This window comes from Luteimonas sp. KH_071 (assembly GCF_057838005.1).
This window is the reverse complement of sequence record NZ_CM174458.1, coordinates 820,356-834,176: the sequence shown is the minus strand read 5'-3', so window position 1 is coordinate 834,176 and position 13,821 is coordinate 820,356. Positions and strand designations below refer to the sequence as shown.

The 13,821-nt window shown below is 68.0% G+C and carries 13 protein-coding genes and 1 pseudogene; 13 read left to right on the top strand and 1 reads right to left on the bottom strand.

Annotated elements, in window-relative coordinates:
- Positions 1-92 precede the first annotated feature (92 nt).
- The 13 genes and pseudogenes from AC3IRM_RS03825 to AC3IRM_RS03765 all read left to right on the top strand — a co-directional run bounded on the left by AC3IRM_RS03825 (position 93) and on the right by AC3IRM_RS03765 (position 11,560).
- The gene (locus tag AC3IRM_RS03825; RefSeq protein ID WP_489204937.1) at positions 93-758 is read left to right on the top strand and encodes a hypothetical protein; all 666 of its coding nucleotides are present in this window, start codon (positions 93-95) and stop codon (positions 756-758) included.
- A gap of 48 nt (positions 759-806) precedes the next feature.
- Positions 807-2,474, top strand: a pseudogene (locus AC3IRM_RS03820) (type IV secretory system conjugative DNA transfer family protein); the annotation flags it as partial.
- A 255-nt stretch (positions 2,475-2,729) separates the two neighbouring features.
- Positions 2,730-3,518 carry a S1/P1 nuclease gene (locus AC3IRM_RS03815; RefSeq protein WP_489205827.1) on the top strand — a complete coding sequence of 263 codons (789 nt, stop codon included), beginning with the start codon at positions 2,730-2,732 and terminating at the stop codon, positions 3,516-3,518.
- A 73-nt stretch (positions 3,519-3,591) separates the two neighbouring features.
- The gene (locus AC3IRM_RS03810; protein WP_489205826.1) at positions 3,592-4,458 is read left to right on the top strand and encodes an MBL fold metallo-hydrolase; all 867 of its coding nucleotides are present in this window, start codon (positions 3,592-3,594) and stop codon (positions 4,456-4,458) included.
- 61 nt (positions 4,459-4,519) lie between these two features.
- Entirely contained in the window at positions 4,520-5,032 is a 513-nt protein-coding gene (locus AC3IRM_RS03805) for a molybdopterin-binding protein (RefSeq protein ID WP_489204936.1), read from the top strand.
- A gap of 34 nt (positions 5,033-5,066) precedes the next feature.
- Positions 5,067-5,861: a molybdate ABC transporter substrate-binding protein gene (modA, locus tag AC3IRM_RS03800; RefSeq protein ID WP_489205825.1), complete on the top strand. Its 795-nt coding sequence runs from the start codon at positions 5,067-5,069 to the stop codon at positions 5,859-5,861.
- Between the two features lie 3 nt (positions 5,862-5,864).
- Positions 5,865-6,575 (top strand): molybdate ABC transporter permease subunit, encoded by a 711-nt coding sequence (modB, locus tag AC3IRM_RS03795; protein WP_489204935.1) that lies wholly within the window; start codon positions 5,865-5,867, stop codon positions 6,573-6,575.
- Positions 6,575-7,189, top strand: a complete 615-nt coding sequence (locus tag AC3IRM_RS03790; RefSeq protein ID WP_489204934.1) for an ATP-binding cassette domain-containing protein — start codon at positions 6,575-6,577, stop codon at positions 7,187-7,189. The genes modB and AC3IRM_RS03790 overlap by 1 nt, the downstream gene beginning before the upstream one ends.
- Before the next feature lie 63 nt (positions 7,190-7,252).
- Entirely contained in the window at positions 7,253-7,804 is a 552-nt protein-coding gene (locus AC3IRM_RS03785) for a flavin reductase family protein (RefSeq protein ID WP_489204933.1), read from the top strand.
- A gap of 72 nt (positions 7,805-7,876) precedes the next feature.
- Positions 7,877-8,527, top strand: coding sequence for a hypothetical protein (locus AC3IRM_RS03780; RefSeq protein WP_489204932.1), 651 nt, complete (start codon positions 7,877-7,879; stop codon positions 8,525-8,527).
- A 64-nt stretch (positions 8,528-8,591) separates the two neighbouring features.
- Positions 8,592-9,056 carry a hypothetical protein gene (locus AC3IRM_RS03775; protein ID WP_489204931.1) on the top strand — a complete coding sequence of 155 codons (465 nt, stop codon included), beginning with the start codon at positions 8,592-8,594 and terminating at the stop codon, positions 9,054-9,056.
- A gap of 134 nt (positions 9,057-9,190) precedes the next feature.
- On the top strand, positions 9,191-11,179 hold the full coding sequence (locus AC3IRM_RS03770) for an acetyl-CoA hydrolase/transferase C-terminal domain-containing protein (protein WP_489204930.1): 1,989 nt from the start codon (positions 9,191-9,193) through the stop codon (positions 11,177-11,179).
- 63 nt (positions 11,180-11,242) lie between these two features.
- Complete coding sequence (locus AC3IRM_RS03765) at positions 11,243-11,560, top strand: BolA family protein (protein ID WP_489204929.1); 318 nt, start codon at positions 11,243-11,245, stop codon at positions 11,558-11,560.
- A 250-nt stretch (positions 11,561-11,810) separates the two neighbouring features.
- Here the strand turns inward: AC3IRM_RS03765 and tkt are convergent, their stop codons facing one another.
- Positions 11,811-13,799, bottom strand: a complete 1,989-nt coding sequence (tkt, locus tag AC3IRM_RS03760) for a transketolase (protein WP_489204928.1) — start codon at positions 13,797-13,799, stop codon at positions 11,811-11,813.
- Positions 13,800-13,821 lie beyond the last annotated feature (22 nt).

Genomic DNA, 13,821 nt, shown 5'->3' with positions numbered 1-13,821 from the left:
AGCTCAGGCCTGGCCTGCGCGCCAAGCGCTGTTTCCTGCGATGCGCGCGGAGGTACCCGACACGCGATGACGCGATGCCCGCATGCAGTCGGGTGATTTTCCGACCCGTTACTCCGGAGAATCACAGCGGCACCTGCGATGCCTCGACCCGCATTCTCTTCTTCAACGCAAACGCACCAGAGCGCGCGATGGACCGGGCCCAGATGGAAGATTTCGTCGCGAGCGCTGCGTTACTGGCCGCGCACCTGACGCAACAATGCGAGCAGGCAACGGCGGATCAACGCATGGCCGCCAGTGCATTGCGCGAGGCTGCATCCGGTGTCGCGGAACACGCAGCGGCTGGACGCGATGCACTGCTCCGTTCCACCGCGACGGCCGTGCGCGACGCTCTGACAGGCCAGCTTGACGTCACGACCGGGCGCGCGGACGCCGCTGCGCGCCGTCTTGAACATCTTGTCGCACACCTTGAACGCACCCATGCCGGGCTGGGTGCCCGGACGCGACTTCTGGGAACTGGTGCGCTGCTGGCACTCGTCCTCGGCGGCGTCGCCGTTGTGGGCGCAAGCGCGTATGTCGCGAAACTCAATCTGGAACGCGCCGCAAACGCGAGCGTGCGCGCAGAGGTGCTGGAGGCCCTGCAGCAGGTTTCGATCACCGCGTGCGATGGCCGCCCCTGCGTCAAGCTCGAGGACGGACTCCGGCGTTGGCCGTCAAACGACCACTACGTCTTCGTCGACGCACGCGAGGCGGGTCCATGATCATGACCATGCGCATCGCTCTGAAGAAACTTGCGTGCAGGGGGCGACATGTCGACTGAACGCTGGATCTGCGCAGCGCTCGCGACCGCCGGCGCTGCTGTCGCAGCGCTCTATCTGTCCGGCTACCTCGTGCTGGTCCTGCTCGGACTCGATACCGCATTGCTCGGTATCGGCACCTGGTATGCCTACGTCAGCGTCGTCGATCATCCACAGGTCGCACCTTATGCATGGCGGATCTGGACCGCCGGCGCCATCGGTTTCGGACTCATGTGTCTGGTCTGGCTGGCGCTGGTGGTGATGCTGTTCAAGCTCCGCAGCCATCGCAACATCCACGGCAAAGCGCGCTTCGCGGGCATGCTGGACCTTGCCAACAACGGCCTGTTGAAACATCGCGACGACGGCATTCTGCTTGGTCGGATGAATGGAAAGCTGCTGCGCCTCTCGGGTCAGCAGTTCGTGATCCTGGCCGCGCCAACCCGCTCCGGAAAGGGCGTGGGGGTGGTGATCCCGAACCTGCTCGACTACCGCGAGTCGGCGGTGGTACTCGACATCAAGCAGGAGAACTTCGACCTGACCTCGGGCTGGCGCCGCTCGATCGGACACGATGTCTTCCTGTTCAACCCGTTCGCTGAGGACAGGTGCTCGCACCGCTGGAATCCGATGACCTATGTGTCTTCGGATCCTTCGTTCCGCGTATCGGACGTGCAGGCGATCGCCGCGATGCTCTATCCGGATGGCGATGACAAAGACAAGTTCTGGACCGGCCAGGCGCGGAACGCATTCCTGGGCTTCACGCTGTATCTGTTCGAACAGGCCGATGCGATCGACGACGCACCGAAGCCCACGCTCGGCGAGATCCTGCGCCTCGCGTCGGGCAATGGCACCGAGCTCAAACCCCATATCCAGATACTGGCAAGCGCACCTTTTCTGAGCGCCCAGGCGCGCACGGCATTTGCAGGCCTGCTCTCGCAAGCCGACGTGACGTTCGCCTCGATCATCGGCACGTTCCGCGAGCCCCTCAACGCATTCCTCAATCCGGTGCTCGACGCCGCCACGAGCGGCGATGATTTCCGCCTTGACGATGTCCGGCGCAAGCGCATGACGATCTACGTCGGCATCCAGCCCAACAAGCTGGCCGAAAGCCGCCTGATCGTGAATCTCTTTTTCAGCCAGTTGATCAACGTCAACACCCGGACGCTGCCGCAGAACGACGCGTCACTGAAGCACCAGTGCCTGCTGCTGATGGACGAGTTCACCTCGATCGGCCGTGTCGACATCATCGCCAAAGCCGTTGCCTACATGGCCGGCTACAACCTGCGCCTGCTTCCCATCATCCAGTCGATGGCGCAGCTGGACGCGGTCTACGGCAAAGAACTCTCGCGCACGATCATCACGAACCACGCGCTCCAGATCATCTACGCCCCGCGCGAGCAGCAGGACGCGAACGACTATTCCGAAATGCTGGGCTTCACCACTGTCCGTCGCCGAGCGCGCACGCGTTCGCATGGCGGTGTCAGCAACGTGTCCGACAACGAGGTGCTGGAACGCCGCGCGCTGATGCTGCCGCAGGAACTCAAAGCGATGGGGCCCGCGAAGGAGATCGTGCTCTACGAAGGCCTCGCACACCCGGTGCTGTGTAGGAAAATCCGCTACTACACAGACAGCTACTTCACCAAGCGCCTGATTGCCAGGGTTGAAATCGAACCCTTGGCGCTGGCTGCGCCCCAGCAGGGCGCGCCCTTCGCAGCAGGCGCGGCGCGCGACCAGACCCGTTCACCCGAACGAGCACCTTCTCCGGCATGACGTCTTCGCCCAGGCGCCACTGGCACGCGTGCCCGGCATCGATTCGCCCGAACATGGGACGCCGCTGATGTACGGATTCGAGCACGAGAACCCCGCCGCTGAGCCCGGCGGAGCCCGGCCGGTTAAACTGCGCCCATGCTGCGTCGAATCCTTCTGTGCGGCGGCCTGCTGGCCGCCTTCGCCCTCCCCTCTTCCGCCCTCGCCTGGGGCAAGCTCGGCCACCGTCTGGTGGCGCAGGTCGCCGAGCGCGATCTGACGCCTGCCGCGCGCGCCGAGGTGGCCCGGCTGCTGGCCGGCGAACCCGATCCCACCCTGCCCGGCGTCGCCAGCTGGGCCGACGAACTGCGTGAGCATGATCCGGACCTGGGCAAGCGCTCGGCGCGCTGGCATTACGTCAACATCGGCGAGTCGAACTGTCGCTACGAGATGCAACGCGACTGTCCTGACGGCAACTGCGTGGTCGAAGCGCTGAAGACCCAGACCGCGATCCTCGCCGACCGCACCCGCCCACGCGCCGAGCGGGCGCAGGCGCTGAAGTTCGTCGTGCATTTCACCGGCGATGCGCACCAGCCGATGCATGCCGGCTACGGCCACGACCGCGGCGGCAACAATCGGCAGATCAGTTTCCGCGGACGCGGTACCAACCTGCACGCGTTCTGGGACAGCGGCATGCTCAACAGCCAGAACCTGTCCGGCGATGCCTGGCTGGCGCGGATCGGTGCGCGCGCGCCATCGGCCAATGCCAACGCCCCGGTGCGCCTGCCGCCACCGGCTGCCGATTGGGCCGAAGCTGCCTGCCGCATCGCGGTGTCGCCGGGTGTCTACCCGCGCCGCGCGCGTGTCAACGAGGCCTACGTGACCACGCACCTACCGCAGGCCGAGCAGGAACTGCGCGATGCGGGCGCCCGTCTCGGCGCACTGCTGAACGCCGCGCTCGCCACGCCGGCGCAACGCTGACATTACGCGATCGCAACCTCCACGCGCGCCGCGTGGACTAGCATCGGCCATGTCCCACGGGCTGGAGGTCGCGATGCCGCAACCGCAGGTCACCCCGTTCCACCACGCCGGCAGCGGCACGTGGAGCTACATCGTGCGCGATCCGTCCTCGAACGCGGCGGCGATCGTCGATCCGGTGCTGGACTTCGACATGGCCTCGGCGCGCACGTCGACGGCCTCGGCGATGTTGCTGCTCGGGCACGTGCAGGCGCACGGCCTCGACGTGCAGTGGATCCTCGAAACGCACGCCCACGCCGACCATCTCTCGGCCGGCGACTGGCTGCGCCGGCAACTGCCGGATGCACGGCTCGCGATCGGCGACGGCATCCGCACGGTGCAGAAGACCTTCCGGCCGATCTTCAATCTCGACGCGCATTTTCCGGTCGACGGTTCGCAGTTCGACCGGCTGTTCGCCGCCGATGACCGGTTCGCGATCGGCACGCTCGAAGGCCGCACGATTCCGGTGCCCGGCCACACCAGCGACAGCAACGCCTATCTGATCGGCGATGCGCTGTTCACCGGCGACTCGCTGTTCATGCCCGACGGCGGCACCGCGCGCTGCGATTTCCCCGGCGGTGACGCGGCCACGCTGTACCGCTCGATACAGCGCATGTTCGAACTGCCCGACGCCACGCGTGTGTTCGTCTGCCACGACTACGGCCCCGGCGGCCGCGCGGTGGCCTGCGAAACCACGATCGGCGCGCAGAAGCGCGAGAACATCCACGTCGGCCACCACATCGACGCGGCCACCTTCGTCGCCCTGCGCGAGGCCCGCGACGCCACGCTGCCGATGCCGGCGCTGCTCCTGCCATCGGTGCAGACCAACATCCGCGCCGGCGCGCTGCCGGAAGCCGAATCCAACGGCGTGCGCTACATGAAACTGCCGATCGACACGGTCTGAAGCCGCGTTGTCGCAGCGAAGACCCGTCGCTATGCTCGATCGCTCGTCAGGAGGGCGCTCCATGTTCCGTGGCCCACATCTGCTCGCGCTGGTACTGCTGTGCGCGACCACGGCCCACGCGCAGACGCCCGGGCTGCATGACCCGGCCGCACATCAGCGGGCCGGCCTGCCGGTCACCCCCTCGCCTGTCGTCGTGCCGCTCGATCCGGCCGCGCGTGCGTCGCTGACCCGGCATCGGGTCGAAGCCGTGATGCAAGGCGAACCTCTGCGCTGCGAGGGCGTCGCGCTGACCGCGCTGCTGCAGGCCAGCGGCGCGATGCCGGATGCGCCACTGCACGGTGCCCAGCTCGATCGCTACGTCCTGGTCAGCGCGCGTGGCGGCACGCGCGCGGTGTTCTCGCTCGGCGAACTCGATGCCACGCTCGGCAACCGCGGCGTCTATCTGGTCGACCGCTGCGACGACGCGCCGCTCGACGCCGACAGCGGTCCGCTGCGCCTGCTGGTGCCCGATGACACGCAGCCGGCCCGCAGCCTGCGTCAGGTCGAACGCATCACCGTCATCGCCGCGCCCTGATCCTGTCGCGATGATCCCCGGAATCCACATGGACCTGCGCCGCGCTCGCCGCTGGCTGCGCGCATCCGCCAGCCTACTGCTCCTCGTGCTCACCGCGCTCGCCGTCCTGCCGCCCGAAGCGCAGGCACGCGCGCCGATCACGGTCTTCGCCGCTGCCAGCCTCAAGGAATCGATGGACGCCGCCGCCGCGCGCTACCAGCGCGACACCGGGCAGCCGGTGCGCGTGTCGTACGCCGCCAGTTCCGCGCTCGCGCGGCAGATCGAACAGCGCGCGCCGGCAGACGTTTTCGTCTCCGCCGATCTGGAATGGATGGACTGGCTGCAGGCGCGCAAGCGCATCGATGTGGGTTCACGCCGCGTGCTGCTCGGCAACACCCTGGTGCTGGTCGCGCCGGCAGGCAACGCCGCGCCACCATTCGACCTCACCCGCAACACCGATCTGCTGCCGCTGCTCGGCGCGCGCGGCCGCCTGTCGCTGGCGCTGACCGCCAGCGTGCCGGCCGGCAAGTACGCCAGGGCTGCGTTCGAATCGCTGGGCCATTGGCCCGCGCTGCAACCGCGCATCGCCGAATCCGACAGCGTGCGTTCGGCACTGACGCTCGTCGCACGCGGTGAGGCGCCGCTGGGGGTGGTCTACGGCAGCGATGCGAAAGCCGAACCTCGGGTCAAGGTACTGGCGACATTCCCGGCCGACAGCCACCCGGCCATCGTCTATCCGGTCGCGCGCGTCGCCGCCAGCCGCCACCCGCAGGCCGATGCCTTCGTACGCTGGCTCGATGGTGAAACCGCGTCGGCGATCTTCCGCCAGCACGGCTTTTCGATCCGCTGACCGATGGCCGAACTAGGCACCCTGCTGGGCTTCGGGCCCGATGAACTCCTCGCCATCCGGCTCAGCCTGAAGGTCGCGGCGGCCGCGGCGCTGTGCAGCCTGCCATTCGGCATCGCGATCGCCTGGCTGCTCGCGCGCCGGCGGTTCTTCGGCAAGTCGCTGCTCGATGCACTGGTGCATCTGCCGCTGGTGCTGCCGCCGGTCGTCGTGGGCTACGCACTGCTGGTGCTGCTGGGCGGCAACGGCGTGATCGGTCGCTGGCTGGAAGAAACGCTCGGCATCTCGTTCGCGTTCCGCTGGACCGGCGCGGCGCTGGCCAGCGCGATCATGGGATTTCCGTTGATGGTGCGCACGATCCGCCTGTCGATCGAGAGCGTCGACCGGCGGCTCGAGCAAGCGGCGGCCACGCTCGGCGCCAGTCCGTGGCGCGTGTTTCTCACCATCACCCTGCCCCTGGCGTGGCCGGGCGTGATCGCCGGGGCAGTGCTTGCGTTCGCGAAGGCGCTGGGCGAATTCGGCGCGACGATCACCTTCGTCTCCAACATTCCGGGCGAGACGCAGACCGTGTCGTCGGCAATCTACGGGCTGATGCAGGTGCCCGATGGCGAAGCCGGCATCTGGCGGCTGGCGGCGGTCTCGGTCGCGATTTCGCTGGCCGCGCTGCTCGCCTCCGAGTGGCTGGTCCGTCGCCAGCGCGGCGAGGTGCACGACTGATGCTGCACGTCGACATCGACCTGCGCCGCGGCAGCTTCGCGCGCCACATCCGCATCGAAGCCGCGCAGCGTGTGCTCGCGCTGACCGGGCCGTCGGGCGCGGGCAAGACCAGCGTGCTCAACGCGATCGCGGGCCTCGTGCGTCCGCGCGCGGGACGCATCGAGATCGACGGCCGCGTGCTGTTCGACAGTGCCGCACGCATCGACGTGCCCGCGCATCGCCGGCGCGTGGGCTATGTGTTCCAGGATGCACGCCTGTTTCCACACCTCGACGTGCTGCGCAACCTGCGCTACGGCCGCCACCACGACGGCGCCGACCGCTTCGAACTCGATCACGTGGTCGAACTGCTCGGCATCGGCGGCCTGCTGCAGCGTCGGGTAGCGAATCTGTCCGGCGGCGAAGCGCAGCGCGTCGCGATCGGCCGGGCTTTGCTCTCCCAGCCGGCGGTGCTGCTGTTCGACGAACCACTGTCGGCGCTCGACGAAGCACGGCGGGAAGAACTGATTCCGTGGCTGCAGCGTGTGCGCGACGAGGTGCGCCTGCCGATGCTCTACGTCAGCCACACCAGCGACGATGTGCGTCGCCTGGCCGACGCCGTGCACACGCTCGACTGAGCAGGCGACACCGCGTTCACCCCCGACCTGCGGCAATCGCAGGCCCGCCTGAAGGTCCGCGCCATGCCCCGCACCCACGCGATCCCGCCCGACCAGACGCGCCGCTATCTCGAACCCGGGCCGGTGGTGCTGCTGTCGACCGCGCACAATGGCGAGCGGGGCATCATGACGCTGGGCTGGCACATGATGCTGGGCTACGACCTCGTCGGCACCTACATCGACCCCGGCAACCGCAGCCATGCGCTGGCGCGCGCCAGCCGCGAATGTGTGATCAACCTGCCGACCGCCGACATGCTCGATACCGTGGTGCGCATCGGCAACTGCAGCAGTACGGAGGCGGACAAGTTCGAACGCTTCGGATTGACGGCGGTGGAGAGCAGCGATGTCGACGCGCCCGGTATCGGCGAGTGCCACGCCCGCTTCGAATGCCGCCTGCATGAAACGCGGATCACCGCAGACTATCCACTGTTCGTCTGGCGCGTCGTCGCCGCGCACGCGGCGACACGACCGAAATGGCCGCGCACCGTGCATTACCGTGGCGACGGACAGTTCATGCTCGGCGGCGAGACGCGCTCGCGGCGGGCTTTGTTCAAGCCGGAGATGCTGGAATCCTAGCGCTCGACGTCAGGGCATCGCGCTACAGTTCTGCATGCATGGCATCGACCGAAACCGCTCCCTGATCACGAAATGGAGTCCGCAATGCAGGTTCGATTTGAAAGTGCGCTGACCTTTGCTGCGTTCGCCGCGATCGTGATGGCGACCGGTTGTCGTCAGGATGCCGCCCCGGGAGGTGAGCTCTCGGCGATCACGGCCCAAGCGCCGGCGGACGATGCCGACGCAGACGGTCTGTTTGAAGGGCCCGACCACGTCGCCCTCGGGCGTGCGCAGGATGCGGCTTCGCGTGGTGGCTGGACACTCGCAAATCCGGATGCGCTTTCGCGCGTGCCGCGCGCGCGGCGCGACCTTTCCGGCCTCGACCCCGCCGAAACGCTCGACGCGATCGCGCGCGACGCCGGATTGCGCGCGCAGATCGAAGCGGGCCGCGTCCGTTTCGTGCGCGGCGCGCCATACGCCGCGATCAATGCGCGCGCAGAACTCGATCTGCTGGCGCTCGACCAACGCGTCATCGATGTGCTGGAGCAGATTGCGACGGCAGGCGACACCGGTCTGGACATTGCCCCCGGCCTCGATCTGGAGCGGCGTGTGTCGATGAATTTCACCGGCGCTCCCATACGCACGGTGCTGCAGCTGGCGGGAGACGAAACGGGCACCGTGATCACACCCCACGCCGATGGCATCCGGGTGCGTCCGCGGACGCCGCCCGGTTCCGGGTCCTGAACCCGCGATTCGCGCGCGTACTTCCACGCTTCCGATCCGATCCGTCGCACTTGAGGAGCATCCGATGCGCAATGCCCGTGTTTACCGTCAACCCACGCTGCTGGTGATGCTCGCGATCGCTGCCGTGCTGTCCGCCTGTCGCAACGACACCGATAGCGGTGCAGCAGCGGCGATGCCGCCGGACAGCGCCGCCGCACCCGTGGCCACCACCGCGCCGGCTCCGGTCGGCACGAACAGTGAAGTGCGCTTCACCTCCGGCACCAGCTACGCGGCGACCGGAGCACAGGCGGAAATCGCGCTCTCCGTCACCGAAGTGAGCGCCCGCGACGTGCTGGCACGCATCGCCAGTGCCAGTGGCGTGCCGCTGGACATCGCCGACGGCGTGAACCTCGATCACACGGTGTCGCTGCACTTCGATGGCATGCCTCTGGGCGCGGTGTTGACGCTGCTGGGTCAGGACGCGAACGCGGAGATCACCGCCGACGCCGACGCGATCCGCGTGCGGCCGCGGGCCACGCCCTCCCGCTGAGAGTCGGTCGCGCGCCGAGCACGGATGTCGCGCGCCAGCGCCACTTCTGGAAGAGAGGCAGACCCGGCCCGAACGCTTGCACTGCCAGCACGCGAGCGGCCGCCTATTCACGTGCGCCTGCGTATCCTCTCGCCATGACCGCCTACGTCGACTCCATCGAAGACGCCGTCAGCCGCATCCGTGCGCATGTCGACGGTGCCCTGCACATCGGTGCGCCGCTCGGCATCGGCAAACCCCACCGCCTGCTCAACGCGCTCTACGATGCCGCCGTCGCGGATCCCGCCCGGAGATTCACGCTGTACACCGCGCTGTCGCTGGATCCGCCGTCGGGCGGTGACGATCTCGAGGGTCGCTTCATCGGTCCGTTCGCGAAGCGCCACTTCGGCGAAGACTTCGTGCGGCTGAAGTACGTGGACGCGCTGCGCCGCAACGCGCTGCCGCCGCATGTCGAGATCGAAGAGTTCTACATGCAGTCCGGCGCGATGCTGCACTCCTCGCAGGCGCAGCGCCGCTACGCCAGCCTCAACTACACGCATGTGGCGCGTGCGCTCGCCGATCGCGGCGTCAACGTGCTGGTGCAGAAGGTCGCCGCCAACGATGACGGCTCGCGCTTCTCGCTGTCGTCCAATACCGATCTGACCTTCGACGCGATCGATGCGCTGGTGGCGGCCGGTCATCCACGGCCCCTGGTCGTCGGCGAAGTCGATCCGGCGCTGCCGTGGCTCGACGGCACCGCAACGGTGGACGCCGCGTTCTTCGACGTGGTGATCGCCCCGCCGCCGCCCTACCCGCGTCTGTTCGGCCTGCCGCGCCAGCCCGTCTCGGATGCCGATTACGCGATCGGCTTCTACGCCAGTGCACTGGTACGCGACGGCGGCACCTTGCAGATCGGCATCGGTGCACTCGCCGATGCGCTGTGCCACGCGCTGGCGCTGCGCCACACCGACAACGCGGCCTACCGGCGCGTGCTGCACGCACTCGATCCCGACCTCGCCACGCATCGCACGGTGCAGGCCGTCGGCGGCCTCGACCCGTTCGAGACCGGCCTCTACGGCTGCAGCGAGATGATCAACGAGGGCTTCAAGCGCTTGGTCGAAGTGGGCGTCATCAAGCGCCGCGTCGTCGACAAGGCCAGCCTGATGCGCCGAGCGAACGACGGCACTGCCAGCGCGCTCGATCGCGAACTCATCGAGCGCAACGGCGAATTCCTGCACGGCGCGTTCTATCTCGGCTCGCCGGACTTCTACGCGTGGTTGCGCGGTCTCGACGACGAAACGCGCCGCGGCATCGGCATGAAGCGCGTCGGCGAGGTCAACGAGCTCTACGGTCTCGACGAAGGCCTCGAGCGCCTGCAGCGCCGCGATGCGCGGTTCTTCAACAGCTGCATGATGGCGACCGCGCTCGGCGCAGCCGTGTCCGACGGGCTGGAAGACGGCCGTGTGGTGTCCGGCGTCGGCGGCCAGTACAACTTCGTCGCGATGGGCCACGCGTTGCCCGACGCGCGCTCGGTACTGCTGCTGCGCGCCGCGCGCGACGCCGGCGGCGTGCGCGAGGGCAACATCCGCTGGCACTACGGTCACACGACGATTCCGCGGCACCTGCGCGATGTCTACATCACCGAATACGGGATCGCCGACATCCGCGGCGCGACCGACGAGGACTGCACGCGTGCGATGGTGCGGATCGCAGAGGCGTCGCATCAGGCGGGGCTGGTGACGCGCGCGCAGGCGGCCGGCAAGCTCGATGCGCGCTTCGTCGTGCCTGCGCCGTGGCAGCGCAACACGCCGGATGCACTGCGGCAGACGCTGGCGCCGCTGCGCGCCGACGGCAGCCTGCCCGACTACCCGCTGGGCAGTGATTTCGATGTCGTCGAACAGCGCCTGTTGCGCGCCCTGGCCTGGTTGCGCACGCAGACCGCGACGCGTCGCGGCAAGCTCGCGACGGTGTTCGATGCGCTGCGTGCAGGCATCGGCGACGACACGCCGGCGCTCGCGCGCATGCAGTTGCAGGCGCCCAGCGGCTTCAACGAACACCTGATGGCGCGGCTGGTGTCGCTCGGCCTGCGCCGCACCGCGCGGCCCGGCGCGCCCGAAGACCTCATCGCGCCGACGTCGGCTGCTTGAGGGCGGTTGCGAAGGCGCAACGCGCCTCCATCTCGTTCGACGACACCCGTGCAGGACCCGACCATGACCACCCGCGCCGACCAGCTTCGCGATGCCCTTGCCGCGCTGCAGCCCACGCACCTCGATGTCGAGGACGAGAGCCACATGCACAGCCGGGGGCTGGAGACCCACTACAAGGCGGTCGTGGTCAGCGCGGCGTTCGAAGGCAAACGCCTCATCCAGCGCCACCAGGCCGTCTATCGCGCGCTCGGTGCGCAGATGCAGCAGATCCATGCGCTGGCGCTGCACACGTTCACGCCCGAGGAATGGGCGGCGGAAGTGCAGGTGCCGGATTCGCCCCATTGCCGGGGCGGGAGCAAGCACGACAAGCCGGTGGGGTGAAGCGCTGCTTCCGTGGATGGGTAGAGCGCGGCGACACCCGTCAATTCGTCGGCCATCCGCAGGCCACGATTGGATCTACGCGAGCATCCGCCCTCACCCCAACCCTCTCCCACAGGGAGAGGGGCTCAACGCAACGTGTCGCTCGAACTCAATGCGAACTTGAACGCTTTACGCTGGCAGCGAGCTAACCCAAAGAAAAAGCCCGCTTGCGCGGGCCTTTTCGTTTACTGCCTTGGATCGCAACGATCGATCAGAGCGCCTTCGCCGCTTCGACGATCTTCTCGACCGTGATGCCGAAATGCTTGTACAGCTGGTCCGCCGGGGCCGAGGCGCCGAAGGTGTCGATGCCGATGACCGCACCGTCCAGACCGACGTAGGCACGCCAGAACGGGGTGACGCCGGCTTCGATCGCGACGCGCTTGCGCACCGCGTTGGGCAGCACCGATTCGCGATACGCCGCGTCCTGGCGGTCGAACACGTCGGTCGACGGCATCGACACCACGCGCACGTGATCGCCCAGCTGCTCGGCCGCCTGCGTCGCGATGCCGACCTCGGAACCGGTCGCGATCAGGATGATCTCCGGCGTACCGACGGAATCCTTCAGTACGTAACCACCACGCGCGATGTCCGCGACCTGCGGCGTGTCGCGCGGCTGGTGGGTCAGGTTCTGTCGCGAGAACACCAGGCAGCTCGGACCGTCCTGACGCGTGATCGCCGACTTCCACGCCACCGCCGATTCCACCGCATCGCAGGGGCGCCACACGTCGTTGTTCGGGATGTAACGCAAGGAGGCCAGATGTTCGACCGGCTGGTGGGTCGGGCCGTCTTCGCCGAGGCCGATCGAATCGTGCGTGTAGACGTGGATCGCGTGGGCGGGAATCAGCGCGCTCATGCGCACCGCGTTGCGTGCGTAGTCGCTGAAGACGAGGAACGTCGCGTCGAACGGAATGAAACCGCCGTGCAGCGCCAGGCCGTTGGCGATCGCGCTCATGCCGAACTCGCGCACGCCGTAATAGACGTAGTTCGCATTGGCATCGGTGCTGGCCGCGGACGTGCTGCCTTTCCACAGGGTCAGGTTGGAGTGCGCCAGGTCGGCCGAGCCGCCGATGAGTTCGGGCAGCAGCGGCGCGAAGGCCTCGATCGACATCTGCGAGGCCTTGCGCGAGGCGATGGTCGGACCTTCGCTCTGCAGCTTGGCGATGAAGGCATCGGCCTCGCCCTCGAAACCCGCGGGCAACGTGCCCTGCATGCGGCGCTCGAACTCGGCGGCCAGGTCCGGGTACTTCGTCCGGTAGGCATCGAACTGCTGGTTCCATTCGGATTCGCGGCGCTTGCCGGCCTCGACCGCATTCCAGGCATCACGCAGCGCCTGCGGCACCTCGAACGGACCGTGGTTCCAGCCGAGCGCGGCGCGCGTGGCGTCGGACTCGTCCTTGCCCAGTGGCGCGCCGTGCGAGGATTCCTTGCCGGCGCGGTTGGGCGAGCCGAAGCCGATCGTCGTGCGGCAACACACCAGCACCGGCGTGTCGTCTTTCGCAGTGGCGGCCTCGATCGCGCGCGAGATCGCATCGGCGTCGTGCCCGTCGACGTCGCGGACCACGCGCCAGCCGTAGGCCTCGAAGCGTGCCGGGGTGTCGTCGGTGAACCAGCCTTCGGTATTGCCGTCGATCGAAATACGGTTGTCGTCCCAGAACGCGACGAGCTTGCCCAGGCCCAGCGTGCCGGCGAGGGACGCGGCCTCGTGCGAGATGCCTTCCATCAGGCAGCCGTCGCCCATGAACACCCAGGTGCGGTGATCGACAATGGCGAATTCGGGACGGTTGAAGTGCTGCGCGAGCAGGCGCTCGGCGAGGGCGAAGCCGACGGCGTTCGCGAAGCCCTGGCCCAGCGGGCCGGTCGTGGTCTCGACGCCGGGCGTCTCGTGGCGCTCCGGGTGACCGGCGGTCTTGCTGTGCAACTGGCGGAAGTTCTTCAGCTCGTCCAGCGGCAGGTCGTAGCCCGACAGGTGCAGCAGCGCGTAGTGCAGCATCGAACCATGGCCGTTCGACAGCACGAAGCGGTCGCGGTTGAACCACTGCGGGTTCGCCGGGTTGTGGCTCAGATGATCGTTCCACAGCACTTCGGCGATGTCGGCCATGCCCATCGGCATGCCGGGATGGCCGGACTTGGCGGCATCGACGGCGTCGATGGCGAGGAAACGGATGGCGTTGGCGAGTTCGCGGCGGGTCGGCGTGGTCATGGGCTCGTAGACGGGCGGCAGC